Raw genomic sequence first — 21397 nt, 5'->3', positions numbered from 1 at the left:
TGCACCATCGAACGGCGTTCCGGCAATCCGTACGGTCGATGGCAGAGATCGAGGAGGACGTCGTTGCTGGACCATGTGATGCCGCTGATCTCGTCGCCCTGGATCTACCTCGTCGTGTTCGTGCTGGTGGCGATCGACGGGTTCTTCCCGGCCATGCCGTCCGAAGCTGTGGTGATCAGCCTCGGCGCGATGTCGGCGAGCGGCTCGTCTTCTCTCGTGGCGCTGGCGGTGGCCGTGGTGGCCGGCGGCATGGCGGGGGATGGGATCGCGTACGCGCTGGGACGCCGGGCCGGGCGCTGGGTCAGGAGCCGCAAGCTGATCGCCGCCAAGGAGCGGGCCGAACGGGCGCTGGGGCGATACGGCGGGGTGGCGATTCTGGTGGGGCGCTTCCTGCCTTACGGGCGTACGGCGAGTGCCGTCACCGCCGGGTCGGTGTCGTTTCCGACGAGCCGGTTTCGGCTGTTCTCGTTGCTGGCGAGTGCGGCCTGGGCCGCGTACATCATCAGTCTGGGTCTTCTCGGAGGCGTCGCCTTCGCCGACTCGCCGCTGCTCGGCACGGCTTTCGGCCTGGGCGTCGGCATGAGCCTGGCCGGTGTGGGCGCGCTCGTGCAGAGGAGGTCGGCAAAAAGGAGAAAAGCCATCAAGACTTCGGAACGCGTGCTTGTGGACGCGGGCCGGCCGGGGGCGTAGGGGGTCTGAGGTGCGCACCTTACTCAGGTTGCTCGCGTGATGGAGGGCACCCATTTGTTCATCACGGTTTCGTGGTCCGTCACAGGTCAACGGCATAAGTTGACGTGGCAAGCAAGGAACTAGGGGGGAACAGCATGGGTTTCATCACGACCACCGACGGCGTCGAGATCTTCTACAAGGACTGGGGCTCAGGCCAGCCGATCGTCTTCAGCCACGGATGGCCGCTGTCGTCCGATGACTGGGACGCGCAGCTGATGTTCTTCCTTCAGCGCGGCTACCGGGTCATCGCCCACGACCGCCGGGGTCACGGCCGTTCGACGCAGGTGGCCGACGGTCACGACATGGACCACTACGCGGATGACCTGGCCGCGCTGACCGCGCACCTCGACCTGCACGACGCGATTCACGTCGGGCACTCGACCGGTGGTGGCGAGGTCGCGCACTACATCGCCCGGCACGGCGAGAGCCGCGTCGCCAAGGCGGTACTGATCAGCGCCGTACCGCCGATCATGGTGCAGACCGAGAACAACCCGGGCGGCCTGCCGAAGAGCGTCTTCGACGGCATCCAGGAGCAGGTGGCGACCAACCGCTCGGTCTTCTACCGCGAGCTGCCGGCCACGGCGTTCTACGGCTTCAACCGCGACGGTGTCGAGCCGATCGAGGCCATCATCCAGAACTGGTGGCGCCAGGGCATGATGGGCGGCGCCAAGGCCCACTACGACGGCGTGGTCGCGTTCTCGCAGACCGACTTCACCGAGGACCTCAAGAAGATCACGGTCCCGGTCCTGGTCATGCACGGCGACGACGACCAGGTCGTTCCGTACGCCGACTCGGGCCCGCTCTCGGCCAAGCTCGTGCAGAACGGCACCCTGAAGACCTACGCCGGGTTCCCGCACGGCATGCCCACCACGCAGGCCGCGGTCATCAACGCCGACCTGCTGGAGTTCATCCAGTCCTGACGGACCGCAAGCAAAGCCGCCGGGCTTCGGCTCGGCGGCTTTCCGCGCTTGTCGCGAACGGGCGCTTGTCGCGAGCGGGCGCTTGTCGCGAACGGGCGCTTGTGGCGAAACGGCGCTTGTCGCGAATCAGCGGTTGTCGCGAACTGGCGGTTTTGCGAGCCAGCGGCTTTCAGGAGCCAGCGGTCTTCGCTAACTGGAAGCTCTCGCGGATAAGCGCTTTTACTTATCGGCGGCTTTGCGGGCGAGCGGATTTCGCGTGCGGGCGGTGAGTAGGACCATGCCGGTGGTTTCGTAGCCTTCGCCGGTTGGGGCCGAGTTGACGCGGTCGATGGTCAACTCGTCGGTGAGTGGTGCGAAGACCTCTTGTACGGCAGCGCTGTCGACGGGGTAGCCGGGCCAGACGGGGCCGTCGGCTATGCGGTAGCGGCCCATGTTCTCCATGAACGCGGCTACCAGCCAGCCGCCCGGCCGGACTGCGCCGGCGAAGGCGTGGCAGAGGTCGCGGAACTCGTCGGGGCTTTCGGTGGCGCTCTCCGCGACGAAGTGCATCGATGCCAGGTCGTACGACCGCGGTGTCAGATCGGCGGCGCCGCCTCGGCGTACCCGCACCCGGGCGAGCGCCTCACTCAGCGTGACCGGCAGCGCCGGTTGCAGCTCACGGCACCGGGCGTAGAACGGCTGCCAGCTCTCCTCGGGTCCGTCGCGCAGCTGACCCTCCAAATAGGAGACGCTGGCCGTGCTCGGCTCCACGGCCTCGATCTCACGGCTGACCGCGGCGGACAGCATCAGCGGATAGAGGTTCGGTCCCGCCCCGAGCTCCAGGGACCGTCCGAAATGTTCGGCTGGGAAACGCCGGAAGAATGCGCTGTGGTGCACGAGGACCGCATCGTCGTCGGCCCGCACCTCGCGGTAGACCTCGTCCAGGTAATCCGGCACCGGCCAGAGATCCCAGTTCGCATCCCGGTTCCGCCACATGCCCCGATCATGCACCGCCTCGGCGCCATCCGCCGCCCGCCGCCCGCCGCCCGCCGAAGCCTCTCCCGACGACGGCCGGCATCCAACCGGGGGTAAACGCGACGACCGCCGGAATCAGCGCGGGGTGTTTGCGGTGGCGGCGGGTGGTTCGGGGTGCGGGGTGTTTGCGGTGGCGGCGGGTGGTTCGGGCCGCGGGGTGCTTGCGACGGCGGCGGGTGGCTGGGGCCGCGGGGTGCTTGCGACGGCGGCGGGTGGCTGGGGCCGCGGGGTGCTTGCGATGGCGGCGGGTGGTTCGGGCCGCGGAGTGCTTGCGGCGACGGCTGGGGGTCTGGGCGGCGGTGGGCTTGGGGTCGCACTCAGGATTCCGGTGAGGTCGAGGGTCGCTGCGGTGGCCAGGCCGAGGGTCAGTGCCCAATGCCGCCGGCGCATTCCGGAAGCGTTGCGTGGGCGATGTGGCATGACTTTTCCCTTCGGTTCAGGCGACCGTAAGTCGTGTCCGCCGGGCAATCCAGCGTAAATGGTCCTTTTTGTCGGGCCGGTGGGGTGCCTGATCCGGTTGGTGTGGGGAGCCGGGCGAAGGGGGCTAATCCGTTTGGGGCGTGGGCGTGACGGGCGTGACTCCGCGCTGACGGGCGAGTGGTCGGTAGCGGTGCCACGATCGGGGGATGGACCAGGAGCAGCTTTCGAAGGTTGGGTCGGGGACGGGGTTTCTCGCGGCGCTGGATCAGAGTGGGGGAAGCACACCCAAGGCGCTTGCGCAGTACGGGGTTCCGGAGTCGGCGTACTCGGATGATGAGCAGATGTTCGATCTCATGCACGAGTTCCGGTCGCGGATCATCACCGCGCCGGCGTTCGGTGGGGATCGGGTGCTGGCGGCGATTCTGTTCGAGCAGACCATGGAGCGTGAGGTCGAGGGGGTGCCCGTCCCGGCGTACCTCTGGGGTCGCAAGCGGGTTGTGCCTTTTGTGAAAGTCGATGAGGGGCTGGCCGCGGAAAAGGACGGCGTGCGGCTGATGAAGCCGTTCACCAGGCTCGGCGGGCTGCTGGAGCGGGCCGCCGGTCGTGGGGTGTTCGGGACGAAGATGCGGTCGTTCATCGCCGAGGCCGATCGGGGCGGCGTGGCCGCCGTTCTGGATCAGCAGTTCGGGTACGCCTCGGAGATCCTTGACGCGGGGCTCGTGCCGATCATCGAACCTGAGGTCGACATTCACAGTGACGGCAAGGCGGCGGCCGAGGAGCTGCTGCTGGCCGGGATCGTCGACCGGCTGGCGGGGGTGCCGGACGGGCGGCAGGTGATGCTCAAGCTGTCGATTCCGGCTCGGGACGACTTCTACGCGGGGCTGATCGCGCACCCGAAGGTGCTGCGGGTGGTCGCGCTGTCCGGCGGTTACACCCAGGCGGAAGCCGACGAGCGGCTCGCCCGGAACCACGGACTGATCGCCAGTTTCTCGCGGGCGCTGACCCAGGATCTGCGCCGCGACCAGAGCGACGCCGAGTTCGACCGGGTGCTCGACCAGGCGATCACCGACATATACCGGGCGTCCGCCACCTGAACGGGAGGCCGTCACCGGCGAAGTCCGCGGCTCGTTTCCAGGCCGTGATCAGAGTCGCGTCACCGTGCGTACATCGGCCGTTGGTCTTGTTGACCATCACCGTTTCGGCTGATGTCGGGAAGGGTTCCACCGAGCATCATGGTCCGATCTGATCGAGAAAGTGTGACCATGTTCAGGACAATCGACGCCGACTCCCGCTCGGCCACCGCGAACGAGATCGCCGCCCGCCTCCGCGCCCAGTACGTGGCCAGCGGCGACCGAGCCTACCTGCACGCCGCCGCCATAGCGCTCGGGCAGACGATCCCGGCCCCGGCCGCCGCCCCGGAGCCAGCACCCGCGAGCTGATCACCGGGGCCGGAAAGCCTGTGAGCTGATCGTCTGGGCCGGAAAGCTTGCGAGCTGATCACGGAGGGCGGAAAGCCCGCGAGCTGATCAGGCCGGGTCGACAGGCTAGCGGGTGCGGAAGGCCGTCCGGTAGGCCTCGGGGCTGACGCCCCGGGCCCGCCGGAAGTGCCGTTGCAGCGTGTCCAGGCTGCCGAAACCGCAGCGGCGGGCCACCGCGGCGATCGTCGCGTCGGCGCGTTCCAGCAGCTGCTCGGCTCGGCGCACCCGCTGTTCGCGGACCCAGGCGGCGGGGGTCGCGCCCGTCGCCGCCGTGAAGTGCCTGATGAAGGTGCGTGGTGACATGGCGGCCCGGGCGGCCAGGGCGGTGACCGACAGGTCGGCGTCCAGGTGATCGGCGGCCCAGTCCAGCAACCCGGCCAGGGTCGGCCCCGGATCGGCGGGGGTGACCGGGCGCCGGGAGAACTGGGCCTGACCGCCGCTGCGGTGGGCCGGCACGACCATTTCGCGGGCGACCCGGTTGGCGACGTCCGCGCCGTGGTCGCGGCGGATCAGGTGCAGGCACAGGTCGATGGCGGCCGACGCCCCGGCGCTGGTGGCGATCTTTCCGTCCACCGCGTAGATCCGGTCGGCGTCGACCGTCACCGACGGGTAGCGGGTGGCGAGATCGTCGGCGTACGCCCAGTGGGTCGTCGCCGTGCGCCCGTCGAGCAGGCCGGCCGCCGCCAGCGTGAACGCGCCCGTGCACAGCGCCGCGATGGTCGCGCCCCGCTCGCCGGCCCGGCGCAGCGCCGCCACCAGGCCGGCCGAGGGTGGCGGCACCGGTGGCCCGGCCCCGGTCACGATGATCAGGTCCGCGTGGTCGAGGTGGTCCAGGCCGGCGGTCGGGGTCATCAGGAAGCCGGTCGACGTGCGCAGCGGTCCCGGCGTCTCGGCGCACACCTCGTAGCGGTAGCGCGGCAGCGCCGGGTCGACCCGGCGCAGCCCGAAGATCTCGCTGGCGATGCCGAGCTCGAACGCGGGCACCGGCTCGGCCACGACCACCGCGACGTCAACGGTCATGCCGTCCAGGATGGCACGAACTGCGGCCTGGATGGCAAACGTGCCAGTCCGGGGCGGGTACGCCGAATGGCATGACCTTCGCCGGACCGCTGCTGATCGTGTACGTCGTCTGGGGCTCCACCTATCTCGCGCAGAAGGTGGGCCTCGAGGGCGTGCCGCCGCTGACCATGAACGCGTTCCGATTCCTCGTCGCCGGGGCTCTGCTGTACGGGTTCTGCCGCTACCGCCGGGTCGCCCTTCCGGATCGCCGGCAGTGGCGGGCCGGCGCCCTGCTCGGCCTGCTGCTTCCGGCCGCCGGCACCGGCGGCGCCGCGTGGGCCGAGCAGTGGCTCTCCTCCGGGATCACCGCGCTGTTCCTGGCCAGCATCCCGCTCTGGATCGTGCTCGGCCGGCGCGTCTTCGACGGGGAGAAGGTGACCTGGCCGATGGCGCTGGGCCTGGCCGCCGGCTTCGCCGGGGTGCTCCTCCTGGCCCGGCCGCGGGGCGGCGGCGACGCGGTGGCGATCACGGTCGCGCTGGCCGCCTCGCTGTGCTGGGGTCTCGGCACGGTGTACGCGGGACACGCGCCCCGGCCGCAGTCGGCGCTGATGGCGAGCGCGGTCCAGATGCTGTGCGCCGGAGCCATCCTGACCGTCCTGTCCGGCGCGACCGGCGAATGGTCCCGGATCGATGTCACCGGCCGGGCGGCGCTGGCCGTGGGCTATCTGATCGTGTTCGGCAGCCTGGTGGCCTACACGGCGTACACCTGGCTCGTGAAGAACGCCGCCCCGCAGATCGCCGGCACCTACGCCTTCGTGAATCCGGTCGTGGCCGTCCTGCTCGGCTGGTGGATCCTCGACGAGCCGCTGACCGCGCGGACGATCCTGGCCACGGCGGTGATCGCGGCCGGGGTGGCTCTCATCGTGCTGGCGCCTGAGGCCTGTCCGGCGGATCGCGTGGAGCGAGCCGTCAGATAGGCCCTTAAGCCGCAGCGCGCTGATCTTGTGCGAGCAGGTCGCTGACGGCCGCCGCGGGCAGCGGGCGGGCGAAGTGGAAGCCCTGCACGTGGCGGTAGCCGAGCTGGTGCAGGCGCTCGGCCTGGGCCGCGGTCTCGACGCCCTCGGCCACCGTGCGCAGGCCCATCGTCTCGGCGATGCCGGTCAGGGCCGTGACGACGGCCTCCTGCTCGGGGGCGCCGCCGAGGCCGTCCACGAACGACTTGTCGACCTTGATGACGTCGACCGGGCAGGTGCGCAGCAGGCCCAGCGACGAGTGGCCGGTGCCGAAGTCGTCGAGGGCGATGCTGACGCCCAGCGCCGACAGGGCCTTGACGGTGGCCAGCGCGCGGCCGCCGCCGAAGACCGCCGTCTCGGTGATCTCGACGGTCAATTGCGACGGGGGTACGCCGTGACGGGCGAGCGCCGACGCCACCAGATCCGGCAGGGCCGGGTCGAGCAGCTGGCGGGCCGACACGTTGACGGCGACCGAGTGCAGGCGGGGCCAGGCGGCGGCCTGGGCGCAGGCGGTGTCGAGGATCCACGCGCCCAGTTCGACGATCAGGCCGGTGTCCTCGGCGACCGGGATGAAATCGGCCGGGGAGACGATCTCGCCCGAGGGCAGGGTCCAGCGTACGAGGGATTCGACGCCGTACACCTCGCCGTGCGGCAGCGTGACGATCGGCTGGTAGAGCAGGTGGAACTCACCGTCGTGCAGGGCCCGGCGCAGGTCGGCGGCGAGCGTGGCGCGCTGGCGCAGCTCGCGGTCGAGGGACGCGTCGTAGCGGACGACCCGGCCGCCGGCCGCCTCGCGCAGGGCCACCTCGGCCTCCCGGTAGTCGTCGCCGATGCCGACCGAGACCTCGACGATCATGTCGTGGCCGGCCGCGCGCAGCGGTTCCGCCGTCGCGTGGACGAGCCGGTCCGCGATGTCGGATCCGCGCGGGCCGAGCACGCCGAACTCGTCGCCGCCGAGGCGGGCCACGACCGCGCCCGGGCCGGCCAGCGTGGTGAGGCGGCCGGCGAAGGCGACGAGCAGCGCGTCACCGGCGTCGGTGCCCAGGCCGTCGTTGATCGCCCGGAACTCGCGCAGGTCGAGCAGCACGACGGTGTGCCCGGGGGTGACCGCCTCGGTGAAGTGGCGGCGGTTGTACAGGCCGGTGAGTTCGTCGTGCGTGGCCCGGTGCTCGACGGCGTCGAGCAGCGTGGCGTTCTCGGACAGGGCCAGCGCCTGGCGGGCCACCACGAGCAGGAGCAGCAGGGTCGTGCCGCCGACCTGGGCCGTGCTGAGATGCCCCTCGCGCAGGTACACGGTGGCGAGCAGGACGCTGCTCAGGACGGTGGCCACCAGCGGGATCGCGGTGCCGCGCTGGGGCGGGGCGGACGGGATCACCCGCGTCACGCCGCCGGCCGGCCGCCGGCTGGCCATGACACAGCAGAGACCGACGAACGGCAGGACGGCGGCGCTGCCGTTGAGGTGCGGCCACGGTTGCAGCACGGTCATCAGCACCGTGGAGAGCGGGCCGGCGAGGCCGATCGGCGCGAGCCACCACAGGGCGGCGCGGGGGACCGGGCTCTGCTGAGCCGACATGATCTTGACGACGACCACGACGCCGGCCACCGCGATCGCCATCATCGCGGTGTTCAGCCACCAGGCCGAGACGCTGACGCCGAACTTGTCGATGAACCAGCCCATGTACTCCGAGCCGGCGATGCCCGTGGTCACCGCCACCACGGCGACGTCGAGGACGGCCGTGGTGAGCCGGCGCCAGCTGCGGCCCCCGCCCGGCAGGCGGAGCAGCGCCGCGATGGCGAGGAGGGTGCCCACGACGTACAGCGAAAGGGTCCTGGCCCCGATCGGCGGCAGGCCGGACCAGGTCGCCGTCGCGAGGTCGGCGACCTGACTGAGCGCCGCCGCCAGGACGAAGCTCAGGGCGACGACGAGGCGCCGCCAGAACGTCCGCAGCGGGCCGGTGCTCACGGCGGCGGCGTCGCGGTAGCCGGCGATCGCCAGCGCGAGCGCGACGACTACCGGCACCCACACCAGCGGCCAGGGAAACCCGGCACGGGTGCCGAGCACGATCAGTACGATCTCCGTCGCCGCGGCCGCGATGGCCCATGCCCCCTTCACGAAGGGACAGATCGGCAGCGGAAACCCTCAGCTAAGAAATGTCAGGCCGCGGCCGCGATGTCCGTCGCGGTCTCCGGGCCGGCCTTGCTGTCGATGAACTCGTGCAGGTGCCGCCACTCGGTCTCGCGGACGGCGCCGTAGGCGCGGGCCTCGTCGATCAGGTCACGGGCGCGCGCGTAGTCGCCGGCGCTGAAGGCCGCGCTGGCCGCGGCGTTCGCCTGCCGGCCCCGCACCCGCCGGATCTCGTCCCACTCGGCGGCGCTGCGAACGGTCGTACCGACGACGCCGTTCTTCTTGAGCCAGGCCATCTCCTCATCGGTGGCCTGCGTCACCCGCCCCACGTAGTCGGGCCCCCACTGCTCCAAGGCCAGCAGCAGCTCTCGCTGCCGGACGGCAGTGCGCCGCCGATCCAAGCTCGCGCTCATCGTTCCCCCCATAAGATCATCAGGGGTGACTTCCCTCATCGTGTTCCTTTCTAACCCGCCGCCGCTCAAGTGCGGCGACGATCACAGCGGACCCGGCTCAGCACCGCATCGCGACGACGTCGACGGCCTGGGTGTTGGCGACCCGGATCCAGAGGCTGTCCCGGCCGAGGCGGTCGTAGCGGAACGGGCCCCGCGCGATCGGGCCGAGCCAGGTGACGATGGTGGTCACGCAGTTGGCCGGGGCCTCGAAGGCGTCGGTGTCGCGGAAGCCGAGGAACTGGGCGGAGATTTCGTACGGGCGGAGCCACGTCTCGGCCGGGGAATGGGCGATCCGCACGTACCAGGGGGAGTGGTTGGCGACCTCGCCGCCGTGGAACGGATCATGCACGGGGGCCGTGGGCAGCAGGAAGGCCAATGCCACGACAGCGACGGCTCGCCTGCCCATACCTCGATGATGGACCCTCGGCCCCGAATTAAGGTTATTTAATGTTTCGCGTTCATCCGCGGGTCGCGCGCTCCTCGTAGTTCTCGATCGAGATTGATCGACTGAAGGAGCGAACTGATGTACCCGAGCCGCCGGCGAAACAAGGTGTCCCGCAAAGTGATCCTCGGAGCGTCGGCGGTGGTGCTGGCGGGCGGCGCGTTCGCCGTCGGCACCGGGCTCAGCAGCGCGGGGGAGAACTGCGCCGGGCTCGACCAGGCGCTGCGGCAGAACCTTCAGTTCATCGCCGGTCAGCGGGCCGCGCCCGACGCGCAGTCCTCGGCGCGCATCGCGAACCGGCAGGCCGTCGTCGACCTGATCAACCAGCGGCGTCAGGTGGCGGGCTGCACGGCCGACGTGGCCGCCGAGATCCCCGTGGCCGCCCCGGCAACCAAGCCGCCGACGAAGGCCCCGACGAAGGCTCCGGCCAAGCCCGCGACCCCGCCGGCCGCTGGGGCCGGCGAGGTCGTCTGCAAGGGCTCGACCGTCACCCTGTCGGGCGAGGCGGGCGCGCCGTTCGCGTCGAGCGGCACGTTCCCGCTCGGCACGGTCCTGAAGGTGACGAACCTGGACAACAACAAGAGCATCACCGTGAAGGTGGAGACCACCTCCGGCAGCTGCGTCCTGCTCAACAACGCCGCGTTCGAGCAGGTCCGCGAGCCCGGCAAGTTCCTGATCCGCCGCGCGGTGATCACGCGGGTCGGCTGACCTACTTTCCCATGCTCTTCATGTCGAAGACGTCGGCGGCAGCCGGAGCCTTGATCTCGGTGAAGGTCTTGCCGAACTCGGTGAAGTTCAAGCTGCCGTCGGCCGGCTTCGGGCCCTCCAGGCGCAGCGGGTAGGGCTCGCCCTCGGTGGCCACGTACAGCGTGCCGTTGCTGCCGTCGACCGAGTCGGTCAGGCCCTGCGCCTTCTTGCCGTCGATCACCTTGGTGGTGGTCTTCTTGACCGGGCCGTCGGCGGTGAGGGTCTCCGCCATGTTCGTGATCTCGAACATGGCGGCGGTGTCCTTGTCGCTCGGGTCGATCTTGACCCAGCGGGTGCCGACGAGCTTGGCCACGGCCTTGCCGTCGTTGCCGAGCTGCTGGGTCCAGAAGCCCGGGTTGGGCCGGAAGAATTTCTGCTTCCCGACGGAGAGCAGCTCGATCTTGCCGCCCTTCATCTGGAGGAAGCCGACCGTGTCGGTGCCCGCGATCTTCAGGTCGAGGGAGATCTTCTCGCCCTCGTCGACCATGGTGCCCGCGACGTGGTAGGACTTCGCCGACTTGAGGGCGGCCTGGGCCTTCTTGAGGATCTGCTCGCCGGTGAGCGCGTCGAGCGCGCTCGCGGCGGGAGCGGAGGAAGCAGCCGGCGCGGCGGAGACGGGCGCGGCGGGCTTGGTCCCGCTCGCGGTGTCGTCCTTGCTGCCGCAGGCGGTCAGCGCCAGCGCCGACGCCAGGACGAGCGGCACCACAGCTGTAGGTCGGAATTTCATGTTTTATATCCCCGTTCTGAAATCGCGGCGATCACCATAGCGTTGGGCCGTTCGGCGGCCGCGAGCAGGCCGAACGGTCATGTGGCCCTGGCGCGGCCCGTCTAACCTCGGGGGCATGTTGACCGCCGAGAGGAAAAGCGTGTGGCGCGGCCAGTACCGGATGGTCGCCGACGGCCGTGAGGTCGCCCAGTGGGACCCGTCGTGGTGGCGTACCGGGGGCGAGTTCGAGGTCGACGGTCATCGGTTCACCGTGCGGTCGAACGCCTGGGGCAGCCGGTTCACGATGCTAGACCAGGGCGGCAACCCGGTCGCCCGGGTGGAGCGGGCCGGCCGCAAGAACTGGTCGGTGCACGCCGGCGGCGTCGTCCACGAGTTCCGCCGCGCCTCCCTCTGGGGCACCCAGCAGGACTTGCTCTCGGCCGGTGTCAAGGTGGGATCCTTGCGCCGTACGAGTGCCTGGTCCGGCACGATCGAGGCCGACCTGCCCGGTATGCCCCTGCCGATCCAGATCTTCGTGGTGGGCGTCCAGATCGCCATGTGGCAGGCCCAGCAGGCCGCCGCCGGCTCGGCCTGATGACCGGCCCGGCCCGGCGGGGCGCGGAGCGCATGTTCGGCCGGGACGGCGCCAGCCGGTCGCTCGGCATGGAACTCGAGGAGGTCGGTCCCGGCCGCGCGGTCGTCACCATGACGGTCCGCGACGACATGGTCAACGGCTACGGCCTGCTGCACGGCGGCCTGCTGGCCACCCTGTGCGACACCGCGTTCTCGGTCGCCTGCAACACGTACGGGGAGATGACCGTCGCCGCCGGCTTCGACATCACCATCCTCGAGGCGGGCCACGCCGGCGACCGGCTCCGCGCCCACGCGGCCGAGCGGGCCCGCCGCGGCCGCTCCGGCCTCTACGACGTGACGGTCACCCGCGAGGACGGCGTCGTGCTGGCCGAGTTCCGCGGTCGCAGCCGCTCCCTCGGCCGGCCGATCGACACGCCTACGACGCCTGCGGGATAGAAAGCCGTCACTTCGAACGCCTTGGATGACGGCATGAAGCGTCGTGCCCTCCTCGCCACCGCCCTCGCCGTCACCGTCGCCGTCGGCGGAGTCACCACCCCGGCCCGCGCCGACTTCGACCGATCGCTGCACCTGGCCTCGGCCACCAACTTCCGCGACGTCGGCGGCTACACCACGGCCGACGGCCGCACCGTCCGTACCGGCGTCGTCTTCCGCTCGAACAAGCTCAGCAACCTCACCCCGGCCGAGCAGCAGGTCGTCGTGTCGCGCGGCATCACCCTCGACCTCGACCTGCGCAACGTCTCCGAGCGCGCGCAGGAACCCGACAAGGTTCCGGCCGGCGTCACCTACCAGGTCGCCGACGTGGTCTCGCTCGCGCACGGGCTGCGCTTCCACAAGGACGCGGCCGCCACCCTGGCCGCCGCGCTCGCCGCCGGGCTGTTCTCCGGCTCGTCCGACCTGGGCCAGTCCATCGGCTACCCCTTCATGGTCAACTTCGTCGGCGCCGACTACGCCTTCCACGACGTGCTGTACGCCGTCGGTCACCATTCCGGCGGCCTCGTCTTCCACTGCAGCGCCGGCAAGGATCGCACCGGCTGGGCCACGGCCGTGCTGCTCACCCTGCTCGGCGTGCCGCGGGCCACCGTGGAGCAGGACTTCCTGGCCAGCAACACCTACCTGGGCCGGAGCGACGCCGTGGAGGTGTCCTGGCTGCGGGCGGCGTTCGCCCAGGTGAACTCCGTCTACGGCAGCTTCGACAACTACCTGCGCCAGGGGCTGATGCTGACCGACGCCGACATCGCCGCGATCAGGTCGCGGTTGCTGGGGTGACCTCGCGCCGCCGATACTCCTGCGGGCTGGTCCGGTAGAGCCGTTTGAAGGCGCTGCTCAGCGAGAACGCGCTGCCGTACCCGACCTGGCGGGCCACCGCCTCCAACGTCGCGTCGCCCTGCCGCAGCAGGTCGGCCGCGAGGCTGAGGCGCCAGCCCGCCAGGTACGCCATCGGCGGCTCCCCGACGATCTCGGTGAAGCGGCGGGCGAACGCCGCCCGGGAGGCCCCGGCCTTCGAGGCCAGGGAGGAGACCGTCCAGCCGTACGCCGGGTCGTCGTGAATCAGGCGCAGAGCGGGGCCCACCACGGGGTCGCCCTGCGCGCGCAGCCACCCCGGCCTGCCGTCGTCCGGCGAGGACAGCCAGGACCGCAACACCGACACGAGCGCGAGGTCGAGCAGCCGGTCCAGTACGAGATCCTGCGCCGGCTCGGTGCCGGCCATCTCCCGTACGAGAAGGTCGATGAGCGCCCGATCGCCGGCCTCGGCCGGCCGCACCAGGACCCCGGGAAGCGCGTCCAGCAGCCGCCGCCCGATCTCGCTGTGCATCTGGTAGGTCCCGCTGATCATCACGGTCGCCCCGTCCGGCGCCGCACCCCAGGTCCGCACCCCCTGCCCGGTCATGCGCATCTCGGTGCCGTCCACCGCTTCGCAGCGCTGCCCCGGATGGATGATCACCTGCGGTGGGCGTCCCGGCTGATCCCCCATGTCGTACGGCTGAATCCCGCTGACCACGGCGACATCGCCCACCCCGATCCGCGCGTCCGGCTCCCCGGCACGCCGGATCCAGGCTTCCCCTTTGACCAGTGTGATCAGCGAGAGCGGCGATTCGTCCTGAATGCGCAGCCCCCAGGGCGGATCCAGCACGGACCGCAACAGAAAGGCCCCGCGAGCCCGAGCCCCATCCAGCAGCCCCGTCAGCACGTCCATACCGCACAGTGTCGGTCACAGACGCCGGGAATCGAGGCGTCTCGGCCGAGCGCGTGCCTTTGTGTTGCGGGTGGCGAGGTCGCGGCTCGAGAACGGCGGATCGCGGCGACCTGGCCGTCGAGTCCGCTGATCGCGTGCCGTCCCTTCCGCGGCCGGCGACCAGGTCTGCGTCGGCGGCAGCCGCCGCGAGGTCGAATCTCGGCCTCCATGGAGCGGGAGCTTCTCTTTGACGAACTCGTCCAGGTCGCGGATGCTGAGGGCCGCCATGGGCTCGTCCCTCGTCGCTCTCGGGTGCTGGGGAAGACAGCCTGCCTGAAGTTGTGGGTGTGGGTGGCGGCGAAGTGGCATCGATATGTGACAATGTCGTCGCTATGCGTCGCGTCGGGAGTGCGGGGGCTTCGGTGAGTGGAACGGAAAGTCCGTCGCAGGGTGTGGCCACCGTCGCCGTGGACGGGGAGCGGGCTGCCGATGGGAGCGCTCCCGAGGCGGCGTCGCCGGGGCTGCTGAGGCGGGTCTGGGGCCGGCGTGAGTGGATTCTGGTGATCCTCGGCGGGCTGGCGCTGGCCGTGGCGATGACCTGGCCGACGCTGCGGGACCCGCGGCACACCGTGCCGGGTGACATCGGTGATCCGGCGTTGTTCGCCTGGCAGGTGGCCTGGGGTGGGCACGCGCTGCTGACCAATCCCTGGTATCTGTGGGACTCCAACACGTTCTACCCCGACCCGCACTCGCTGGCCTTCACCGACACCGTGCTCGGGTACGCGCCGTTCGGGATGATCGGGTCCGGTATGGACGCGGCCGTGCTGCGCTACAACATTCTGTACGTCCTGGTGCACGCTCTCGCCTTCATCGGGGCGTACGCCCTCACCCGCCAGCTCGGCGCCCACCCGCTCGGGGCGACGGTGGCCGGTGTCGTCTGGGCCTACGCACCCTGGCGGCTCGCGCACGCCGGGCACCTCAACGTGATCTCCACCGGCGGCATCGCGCTGAGCCTCGCCATGATCGCGCGGGGGCACGGCTGGTCGTTGCGCCGCGGTCATCGCCCGGAACGGCACAGCCCGTGGTGGGCGCTGGCCGGCTGGCTGGTCGGGGCCTGGCAGATCACCCTCGGGCTGGCCATCGGGCTCGCCTTCGCGTACGTGATGATCGGGATCTGTCTCGTGGTCGCCGCCTTCTACGGCTGGATCTGGTGGCGGCGCGGCCGTCCGCCCTTCGGCCGGCGGCTGCTGGCGGCCGATCTGATCGGTGGGGTGTGCTTCGGGGCTGTCACCACGTACATGGGAATCGCCTTCGCCCGTGTCGTCGAGATGCACCCGCAGGCCGACCGCGGGCTGAACTGGACCGAGATGTACTCGCCGGCCTGGCGGGGCCTGTTCATCGCGCCCGAATCGTCGTGGCTGTGGGGTGACCGGCACGCCGGGGCCCGCGCCGAGCTGCTGTGGCCGCCGGAGATGGCGCTGCTGGCCGGCGTGACCCTGATCGCCCTGGCCACGGTCGGGGTGTTCGTCTCGGTCTTCAGCGTCCGGCACCGGATCCTGCTGACCCTCGGCGTCGCCGTGGCGGTGGTGCTGACGCTCGGCGCGAACCTGCCCTGGCACGGCGACCCCGGCTACCTGACCCTCTCCAAGCACCTGCCGGGCTGGGCCGCGCTGCGCACACCCGGGCGGATGACGGTGTGGAGTTCGCTGCTGCTGGCGATCCTGGCCGCCGGCGCGGTCAGCGCCTTCGTCGCCCAGGCGCGGGCCATCGCGCCGTGGAAGACCGGGGTGCTGGCCCGCGGGAAGTTCGCCGTGCTGCGGCTCGCCCTGGTGATCCCGCTCGTGCTGGTCGTCGCCGAAGGGGTCAACACCACCCCGCACCCCGAGGTGCTGCGCTATCCGGCCGCGATGGCGGCCGCGCAGGAGCCCGTGCTGGTGCTGCCCAGCGGCGGAAGCCTGGAAATGTCCATCATGCTGTGGACCACGAACGGGTTCCCGCGGATACCCAACGGCGTGGTCACCTTCGTGCCGACCGGTCAGGAGCGGATCCGGTCGATCAGCATGTCGTTCCCGGACACGGCGAGCATCGAGGCGCTGCGGGCGGCCGGCATCAAGTCGGTCGTCGTCCTGCCCGAATGGCTGGGCGGAACACCGTGGGAGGGGCTGCCCAACCGGCCGGTCGACGGGCTCGGCATCACCCGCGAACAGATCGGCAGCGCCATACTGTACCGACTGGGGTGACGGCCGGGCGAAAGAGGAATTATGCGGATCACCGTGCTGGGCGCGGGTTCTTGGGGCACCACTGTCGCGTCGGTGCTCACCCGCCGCGATCACGAGTCGCTGATCTGGGCGCGGAACGAGGCCGCGGCCGAGGAGATCAACGCCAAGCACACCAACGAGCGCTATCTCGAGGGCTTCCCGCTGCCGGACCGGCTCCGCGCCACCGCCGACCTGGCCGAGGCGGCCGCACACGCGGAACTGCTCGTGGTCGGCGTGCCCACGGGGGCGTTCCGCGAGACCCTGGAGCGGGTACGGCCGGACCTGCACCCGTGGATCCCGGTGGTGAGCCTCAGCAAGGGCCTCGAACGCGACTCGCTGCTCCGGATGACCGAGGTGATCAAGCAGGTGCTGCCGGGGCACCCGGCGGCCGCGCTCACCGGCCCCAACCTGGCCAAGGAGATCATGGCCGGCTTGGCGGCGGCCACGGTGATCGCCACGGAGGACCTGACCGTCGCCGCCGAGATCCAGCGGGTGTTCCGCCGGGGCCTGCTGCGCGTCTACACCAACCACGACGTGATCGGCTGCGAGATCGGCGGAGCGCTGAAGAACGTCGTGGCCATCGCCACCGGCATCGCGCAGGGCCTGGGCGTCGGCGACAACACCCGGGCCGGGGTGATCTCCCGCGGCCTGGCCGAGCTGACCAGGCTGGCGGTGGCGCTGGGCGGCGAGCCGAGCACGCTGGCCGGGCTGGCCGGCATGGGCGACCTGGTGGCGACGTGCATCAGCCCGCACAGCCGCAACCGGTACGTCGGCGAGCAGCTGGGCCGTGGCCGGAGCCTGGACGACATCCTGGCCGAGATGGGCCAGGTCGCCGAGGGCGTCAAGACCGTACACGCGGCGGTCCAGCTGGCCGACCGCCACGACCTGGCCATGCCCATCACCCGCACGATCCACCGCGTCGTCACCGGCGACATGACGGCCGAACGCGCCTACGAGGGCCTGCTCCGCACCCACCCGGCCGGCCACGAGTCCGAGCCCGGCTGACCCCCGGCAAGGTCATCGCCGTACTGCTTCCAGGTGCCGGTGGTCTGGGTCGCTACTCGCCCTTGGTTGCCAAGGGACTGATCCGTCTCAAAGCGACGACGACGGCTGACCTTGACCGACTGCCGTCATATGACGTTCCTGCTGACGTCTCGCCGCTCGATCTGCTGCTGGAGGCCCGGGCCGAGGACGATCGATGATCTGTCGGCGACTATCCCCATCTCATGCGTGACCTCGTCAACGGCTTCACGGAAATTCTTCTTACCGAGGAAGTCCGCGACGCGGCAGCCCATCTGCCGGGTGCCCTTCGGACGCTTGACGCTATCCATGTGGCCGGTGCCCAGGCTCTCGGCGATGCGCTGGACACGCTCATCACGTACGACAAACGGATGCTCGATGTCGCGCGGGGGGAGGGAGTGCCGGCCGAGGCGCCGGGGCTCGTCTGACCGATGCCGGCCGGATGGTTGTGTTTCGGGGGACTGCGTATTCGGTTTCGGGATTGTTAACACGGTGGATCGACGAACTCGGTATCGATCACGGCTGTCGTAGCGTCATCAGCACTTCAGGCCTCTGAACGAGTCGAGGTGTTCCGTTGACGCAATCCCCCTTCGGCCGGTCCGTGCCACTCATCGTGGCGGCCGTGACCGCGCTGGCCGTGACCCCGGCGGCGCCCGCCCACGCGCAAGCAGCAGCACCCGGTTCGCAGCGCACCGCGGGTCCGGCCGGTACGACGATCACGCTGATCACCGGTGACAAGGTCACCGTCCGGCCCGGTGTCACCACCGTGCAGGGGCCCGGCGGCGAGCAGGTCGGCGCGCACATCACCACCGTCGGGCCGGACACCTACGTCTACCCGGAGAGCGCCCTGCCCTACGTCGGCGCCGGGCTGCTCGACAAGCGCCTGTTCAACGTGACCTACCTGCTGCGCGAGGGCTACGGCGACGCCGCCACCGACCGGCTGCCGGTCATCCTCGGGTACGCGAACTCGGCCGCCAAGCGCGGCGCCGGCGCGCTGCCCGAGGGCGGCACCGAAGTGCGCGCCCTGCCCAGCATCAACGGCAGCGCGGTGAGCGCCGACCGCGACCAGGACTTCTGGACCTCGCTGACCAGCGCCCCGGCAACCGCGAAGGCGAAAGCGAAGACCCCCTCCTTCGCCCACGGCATCACCAAGGTGTGGCTGGACGGCAAGGTGCACGCCGCCCTGGCCGACAGCGTGGCCCAGATCGGCGCCCCGGAAGTCTGGGCCGGCGGGAACACCGGCCAGGGCGTCGACGTCGCCGTCCTGGACACCGGCGTCGACGCCGGGCACCCCGATCTGGCCGGCCGGATCGAGTCGAGCCAGAGCTTCGTGCCGGGTGAGGACGTCACCGACGGGCACGGCCACGGTACGCATGTCGCCTCCACCATCGCCGGGACCGGCGCCGCCTCCGGCGGCACGGAGAAGGGTGTCGCGCCGGGCGCCGACCTCGAGATCGGCAAGGTGCTCGACAACGGCGGGTCCGGTCAGGACTCCTGGATCATCAGTGGCATGGAGTGGGCCGCGCGCGAGCGCAAGGCCAAGGTCGTCAGCATGAGCCTGGGCGGTGACCCCACCGACGGCACCGACCCGATGAGTGCGGCCGTCAACGAGCTCAGCGCCGAGACCGGGGCGCTGTTCGTCATCGCCGCCGGCAACAGCGGGCCGGTCGAGACCACCGTCGGATCGCCCGGCGCGGCCGACGCCGCCCTGACCGTGGGCGCGGTCGACGGCGACGACCACCTCGCCGATTTCTCCAGCCGGGGCCCGCGACTGGTCGACGGCGCGCTCAAGCCCGAGATCACCGCGCCCGGCGTCGGCATTCTGGCCGCCCGGTCGCAGTACGCCTCCGAGGGCGAGGGCCTCTACCAGACGATGAGCGGCACCTCGATGGCCACGCCGCACGTGGCCGGCGCCGCCGTCCTGCTCGCCGCCCAGCACCCCGGCTGGACCGGTGCGCAGCTCAAGGACGCCCTGGTCAGCACGGCCAGACAGACACCCGACTACAGCCCGTACGAGGCCGGCAGCGGACGTCTCGACATCGCCGCCACCACCAAGGCGACGGTGTTCGCCACCGCCACCGCCTACCTCGGCATCCACCCCGCCGAGGACGAGCCGTCGGGCACCGTCGAGCGCCAGATCACGTACACCAACACCGGCGCCACCGCCGCCGCGCTGGACCTGGCCGTGCAGGGCGACCTCAAGGACGCCGAGCTCTCGGCGTCGCGGGTGACCGTGCCGGCCAACGGCACCGCCTCCGTCACCGTCTCCGCCGACCTGGGCCGCGCACAGCCGAAGGGCCGCTTCACCGGCAGCGTCGTCGCCACCGGCGCCGGCGGCGGCCGCGTGGCCGACACGGTCATCGGCATCAGCACCGAGGATCAGCCCCGGCACCTGAGGGTCACGCCCACCGGCCGCGGCGGCGAGCCCATGCCCGGCGAGATCATGATGCTGCGCGAGGGCGACCCGGCGGGCTCCTTCTACAACTTCCTCACCCTCGACGGCAGCCCGATCGACGTGCTCGTGCCGGACGGCCGCTACGCGGTGTGGATGTGGGGCGACGTCGAGGGCGGCCACGGCCCCAACTCCCGCGGCATGGCCCTGGTCAGCGCACCCACCGTCGTCGTCGAGAAGGACACCGCCGTCGAGCTGAAGGCCGCCGCCACCCGCGAGGTCCAGGCCATCACCCCCAAGGCGTCGGCGACCGCCGAGCTCCGCCTCGATTACCACCGCGAGCTGGGCGACACGGCCAAGGCCACCGACTCCTTCATCATTCCCCGCTACTACGACAGCGTCTGGGTCACGCCGGGCCAGAAGGCCCGGGACGGCAAGATGTCGGTGACCGCCCGCTGGCGCAAGACCGAGCCGGTCCTGTCGCTGGGCGACTCCTTCGACGACTTGCTCGTGCTGCCCGGTTCGACCGTGCCGGCCGAGGGCACGCGGCAGCTGGCGGCGGTCTTCGCCGGCAACGGCACCACCGCCGACTTCGCCAGGGTCGACGTCAAGGACCGGATCGCCGTCGTACGCCGTGCCGACCTCGACGATCAGGTGACGGCGGCCGAGAAGGCGGGGGCCGCGGCGCTCGCCATCGTCAACACCGAGGCCGGGCGCTACTACGACGCCACCTCGAAGACGAAGCTGGCCGTGGTGTCGCTGACCAAGGACGGCGGCGAGCGCCTGATCGCCCAGCTCGCCCAGGGCAAGGTCAGTCTGCGGGTCACCGCCGACCCGACCACCGACTACCTGTACGACCTGGTCCGCTACTGGCCGGGCGCCGTGCCGAAGTCGGTCACGTACCGCCCGTCGGAGCGGGAGCTGGCCCGGGTCGACGTCGACTTCCAGAGCACGTCGGGCCGGGAGATCTCCGAGAAGCGGTTCGACTACAACCCGGACCTGCCGGTGAAGGTGGGCTCCACGGCGCTGATGCGGTCCGAGCGGTTCCGGACGGACTGGGTCACCGCGCAGGACGGCGTCACGTGGTCGGCCGACATGGACGACCGGTACTCGTTCCAGGTCGGCGGCACCACCACCTACCGGGCGGGCAGCCGGACCGGCGAGACGTGGCTGGGCGCGATCCAGCGCCCGCGGATCAACGACGGGGTCACCCTCCCGTACCGGGACGGCGGCCGGATCGTGGCCGAGATCCCGGGCTGGGGCGACTCCGGCGCGAACCACGCCGGCGTGGCCTTCCCCGAGGGCGGCGAGATGACGGCGACCCTGTCGCAGGGCACCAAGGTGCTCGAGCAGAACTCGTACAACTGGATCGACAGCAACTCCGGCCTGAGCCCCCAGCGTCTCCCGTACCGCCTGGTCACCACGACCACGCGGGACACGACGTCCTACCCGTACTCGTCGCGGACCCGGACGACGTGGGACTTCTTCTCGGACGCGAAGACAGCCCGCCTGCCGCTCATCCAGCTCGATTACCAGGTGGACACGGACATCGCGCACCAGGCCTCCCGGTCGGCCGCGATCACCGTGGTGCCGTCCCACCTGAGCGGCGGCCCGAGCACCAAGGCCATCAGGACGGTCACGCTTGACGTGTCGTACGACGATGGCGCCACCTGGACGCGCGAGCGGCTGCACCAGACGAGGGACGGCTGGACGGCCGACCTGCGGGCACCGAGGAAAGCCCAGCACGTGACGCTCAGGACCGGCGCCAAGGACGCGTACGGCAACAGCGTCGAACAGACGATCACCAGGGCCTTCGGCCTGAAGTGACCGGCCGGCCGGGCCGCGGCATCCCCCCGTCGCGGCCCGGCCCCTCGAACGTTCGGGGGAGATCTTCTCCACTTCGGACGCACTAGTG

The 21397-nt window shown here is 70.9% G+C and carries 20 protein-coding genes; 13 read left to right on the top strand and 7 right to left on the bottom strand.

What is annotated here, in order from left to right; all coding sequences use genetic code 11:
• Nucleotides 1–63: 63 nt before the first annotated feature.
• Both ACGFJ7_RS20065 and ACGFJ7_RS20060 read left to right on the top strand, forming a co-directional pair.
• Nucleotides 64–690 carry a DedA family protein gene (locus ACGFJ7_RS20065; protein WP_392643030.1) on the top strand — a complete coding sequence of 209 codons (627 nt, stop codon included), beginning with the start codon at nt 64–66 and terminating at the stop codon, nt 688–690.
• A gap of 134 nt (nt 691–824) precedes the next feature.
• Nucleotides 825–1649 carry an alpha/beta hydrolase gene (locus ACGFJ7_RS20060; protein WP_360251254.1) on the top strand — a complete coding sequence of 275 codons (825 nt, stop codon included), beginning with the start codon at nt 825–827 and terminating at the stop codon, nt 1647–1649.
• A gap of 219 nt (nt 1650–1868) precedes the next feature.
• Here the strand turns inward: ACGFJ7_RS20060 and ACGFJ7_RS20055 are convergent, their stop codons facing one another.
• Nucleotides 1869–2624, bottom strand: a complete 756-nt coding sequence (locus tag ACGFJ7_RS20055; protein ID WP_392643028.1) for a hypothetical protein — start codon at nt 2622–2624, stop codon at nt 1869–1871.
• 665 nt (nt 2625–3289) lie between these two features.
• On the opposite strand from ACGFJ7_RS20055, the gene ACGFJ7_RS20050 reads away from it, so the two are divergent.
• Both ACGFJ7_RS20050 and ACGFJ7_RS20045 read left to right on the top strand, forming a co-directional pair.
• Entirely contained in the window at nt 3290–4177 is an 888-nt protein-coding gene (locus ACGFJ7_RS20050) for a fructose bisphosphate aldolase (RefSeq protein ID WP_360251248.1), read from the top strand.
• 168 nt (nt 4178–4345) lie between these two features.
• Nucleotides 4346–4522, top strand: a complete 177-nt coding sequence (locus ACGFJ7_RS20045) for a hypothetical protein (RefSeq protein ID WP_360251245.1) — start codon at nt 4346–4348, stop codon at nt 4520–4522.
• Between the two features lie 105 nt (nt 4523–4627).
• Here ACGFJ7_RS20045 and ACGFJ7_RS20040 read toward each other — a convergent pair whose 3' ends face one another.
• Nucleotides 4628–5581 carry a GlxA family transcriptional regulator gene (locus tag ACGFJ7_RS20040; RefSeq protein ID WP_392643026.1) on the bottom strand — a complete coding sequence of 318 codons (954 nt, stop codon included), beginning with the start codon at nt 5579–5581 and terminating at the stop codon, nt 4628–4630.
• 71 nt (nt 5582–5652) lie between these two features.
• Between ACGFJ7_RS20040 and ACGFJ7_RS20035 the strand changes: the two genes are divergently transcribed.
• Nucleotides 5653–6537: an EamA family transporter gene (locus ACGFJ7_RS20035; RefSeq protein ID WP_392643024.1), complete on the top strand. Its 885-nt coding sequence runs from the start codon at nt 5653–5655 to the stop codon at nt 6535–6537.
• Nucleotides 6538–6541: 4 nt separating this feature from the next.
• Here the strand turns inward: ACGFJ7_RS20035 and ACGFJ7_RS20030 are convergent, their stop codons facing one another.
• The 3 genes from ACGFJ7_RS20030 to ACGFJ7_RS20020 all read right to left on the bottom strand — a co-directional run bounded on the left by ACGFJ7_RS20030 (nt 6542) and on the right by ACGFJ7_RS20020 (nt 9556).
• Nucleotides 6542–8686, bottom strand: a complete 2145-nt coding sequence (locus ACGFJ7_RS20030; RefSeq protein ID WP_392643022.1) for a putative bifunctional diguanylate cyclase/phosphodiesterase — start codon at nt 8684–8686, stop codon at nt 6542–6544.
• Between the two features lie 41 nt (nt 8687–8727).
• Nucleotides 8728–9111 carry a hypothetical protein gene (locus tag ACGFJ7_RS20025; protein WP_360251233.1) on the bottom strand — a complete coding sequence of 128 codons (384 nt, stop codon included), beginning with the start codon at nt 9109–9111 and terminating at the stop codon, nt 8728–8730.
• A gap of 97 nt (nt 9112–9208) precedes the next feature.
• On the bottom strand, nt 9209–9556 hold the full coding sequence (locus tag ACGFJ7_RS20020) for a hypothetical protein (protein WP_360251230.1): 348 nt from the start codon (nt 9554–9556) through the stop codon (nt 9209–9211).
• A 156-nt stretch (nt 9557–9712) separates the two neighbouring features.
• On the opposite strand from ACGFJ7_RS20020, the gene ACGFJ7_RS20015 reads away from it, so the two are divergent.
• Nucleotides 9713–10300, top strand: a complete 588-nt coding sequence (locus ACGFJ7_RS20015) for a hypothetical protein (protein WP_392643020.1) — start codon at nt 9713–9715, stop codon at nt 10298–10300.
• A 1-nt stretch (nt 10301) separates the two neighbouring features.
• Here the strand turns inward: ACGFJ7_RS20015 and ACGFJ7_RS20010 are convergent, their stop codons facing one another.
• Nucleotides 10302–11066 carry a hypothetical protein gene (locus ACGFJ7_RS20010; RefSeq protein ID WP_360251224.1) on the bottom strand — a complete coding sequence of 255 codons (765 nt, stop codon included), beginning with the start codon at nt 11064–11066 and terminating at the stop codon, nt 10302–10304.
• A gap of 115 nt (nt 11067–11181) precedes the next feature.
• On the opposite strand from ACGFJ7_RS20010, the gene ACGFJ7_RS20005 reads away from it, so the two are divergent.
• The 3 genes from ACGFJ7_RS20005 to ACGFJ7_RS19995 are packed head-to-tail and all read left to right on the top strand — an operon-like array spanning nt 11182 to nt 12905.
• Nucleotides 11182–11640: a hypothetical protein gene (locus ACGFJ7_RS20005; RefSeq protein WP_392643017.1), complete on the top strand. Its 459-nt coding sequence runs from the start codon at nt 11182–11184 to the stop codon at nt 11638–11640.
• Complete coding sequence (gene paaI / locus ACGFJ7_RS20000) at nt 11640–12074, top strand: hydroxyphenylacetyl-CoA thioesterase PaaI (protein ID WP_392643015.1); 435 nt, start codon at nt 11640–11642, stop codon at nt 12072–12074. Before ACGFJ7_RS20005 ends, paaI begins: the two co-directional genes overlap by 1 nt.
• Before the next feature lie 33 nt (nt 12075–12107).
• The gene (locus tag ACGFJ7_RS19995; protein ID WP_392643013.1) at nt 12108–12905 is read left to right on the top strand and encodes a tyrosine-protein phosphatase; all 798 of its coding nucleotides are present in this window, start codon (nt 12108–12110) and stop codon (nt 12903–12905) included.
• Here ACGFJ7_RS19995 and ACGFJ7_RS19990 read toward each other — a convergent pair.
• Nucleotides 12883–13833, bottom strand: a complete 951-nt coding sequence (locus ACGFJ7_RS19990; RefSeq protein WP_392643011.1) for an AraC family transcriptional regulator — start codon at nt 13831–13833, stop codon at nt 12883–12885. The genes ACGFJ7_RS19995 and ACGFJ7_RS19990 overlap by 23 nt on opposite strands.
• 401 nt (nt 13834–14234) lie before the next feature.
• On the opposite strand from ACGFJ7_RS19990, the gene ACGFJ7_RS19985 reads away from it, so the two are divergent.
• From ACGFJ7_RS19985 to ACGFJ7_RS19970, 4 genes are all read left to right on the top strand, one after another.
• Nucleotides 14235–16052, top strand: a complete 1818-nt coding sequence (locus ACGFJ7_RS19985; RefSeq protein WP_360251209.1) for a hypothetical protein — start codon at nt 14235–14237, stop codon at nt 16050–16052.
• A gap of 21 nt (nt 16053–16073) precedes the next feature.
• Nucleotides 16074–17075, top strand: a complete 1002-nt coding sequence (locus tag ACGFJ7_RS19980; RefSeq protein WP_392643009.1) for an NAD(P)H-dependent glycerol-3-phosphate dehydrogenase — start codon at nt 16074–16076, stop codon at nt 17073–17075.
• A 221-nt stretch (nt 17076–17296) separates the two neighbouring features.
• Nucleotides 17297–17518: a hypothetical protein gene (locus tag ACGFJ7_RS19975; RefSeq protein ID WP_360251203.1), complete on the top strand. Its 222-nt coding sequence runs from the start codon at nt 17297–17299 to the stop codon at nt 17516–17518.
• Nucleotides 17519–17664: 146 nt separating this feature from the next.
• Nucleotides 17665–21309: a S8 family serine peptidase gene (locus tag ACGFJ7_RS19970; RefSeq protein WP_392643008.1), complete on the top strand. Its 3645-nt coding sequence runs from the start codon at nt 17665–17667 to the stop codon at nt 21307–21309.
• Nucleotides 21310–21397 lie beyond the last annotated feature (88 nt).

The organism is Actinoplanes sp. NPDC048988 (assembly GCF_043197815.1).
GTDB lineage: Bacteria > Actinomycetota > Actinomycetes > Mycobacteriales > Micromonosporaceae > Actinoplanes.
Note: the sequence above shows the minus strand (reverse complement) of the source record. Positions and strands in the feature narration are given on the sequence as shown.

Excerpts from the sequence above, each read along its gene's own strand:
- ACGFJ7_RS20010 (WP_360251224.1), bottom strand. The coding sequence starts at position 11,066 with ATGAAATTCCGACCTACAGCTGTGGTGCCGCTCGTCCTGGCGTCGGCG.
- ACGFJ7_RS19990 (WP_392643011.1), bottom strand. The coding sequence starts at position 13,833 with ATGGACGTGCTGACGGGGCTGCTGGATGGGGCTCGGGCTCGCGGGGCC.
- ACGFJ7_RS20040 (WP_392643026.1), bottom strand. The coding sequence starts at position 5,581 with ATGACCGTTGACGTCGCGGTGGTCGTGGCCGAGCCGGTGCCCGCGTTC.
- ACGFJ7_RS20050 (WP_360251248.1), top strand. The coding sequence starts at position 3,290 with ATGGACCAGGAGCAGCTTTCGAAGGTTGGGTCGGGGACGGGGTTTCTC.
- ACGFJ7_RS20025 (WP_360251233.1), bottom strand. The coding sequence starts at position 9,111 with ATGAGCGCGAGCTTGGATCGGCGGCGCACTGCCGTCCGGCAGCGAGAG.
- ACGFJ7_RS19995 (WP_392643013.1), top strand. The coding sequence starts at position 12,108 with ATGAAGCGTCGTGCCCTCCTCGCCACCGCCCTCGCCGTCACCGTCGCC.
- ACGFJ7_RS20005 (WP_392643017.1), top strand. The coding sequence starts at position 11,182 with ATGTTGACCGCCGAGAGGAAAAGCGTGTGGCGCGGCCAGTACCGGATG.
- ACGFJ7_RS19975 (WP_360251203.1), top strand. The coding sequence starts at position 17,297 with ATGCGTGACCTCGTCAACGGCTTCACGGAAATTCTTCTTACCGAGGAA.
- ACGFJ7_RS20045 (WP_360251245.1), top strand. The coding sequence starts at position 4,346 with ATGTTCAGGACAATCGACGCCGACTCCCGCTCGGCCACCGCGAACGAG.
- ACGFJ7_RS20020 (WP_360251230.1), bottom strand. The coding sequence starts at position 9,556 with ATGGGCAGGCGAGCCGTCGCTGTCGTGGCATTGGCCTTCCTGCTGCCC.
- ACGFJ7_RS20035 (WP_392643024.1), top strand. The coding sequence starts at position 5,653 with ATGACCTTCGCCGGACCGCTGCTGATCGTGTACGTCGTCTGGGGCTCC.
- ACGFJ7_RS19980 (WP_392643009.1), top strand. The coding sequence starts at position 16,074 with ATGCGGATCACCGTGCTGGGCGCGGGTTCTTGGGGCACCACTGTCGCG.
- ACGFJ7_RS20060 (WP_360251254.1), top strand. The coding sequence starts at position 825 with ATGGGTTTCATCACGACCACCGACGGCGTCGAGATCTTCTACAAGGAC.
- ACGFJ7_RS20055 (WP_392643028.1), bottom strand. The coding sequence starts at position 2,624 with ATGTGGCGGAACCGGGATGCGAACTGGGATCTCTGGCCGGTGCCGGAT.
- paaI (WP_392643015.1), top strand. The coding sequence starts at position 11,640 with ATGACCGGCCCGGCCCGGCGGGGCGCGGAGCGCATGTTCGGCCGGGAC.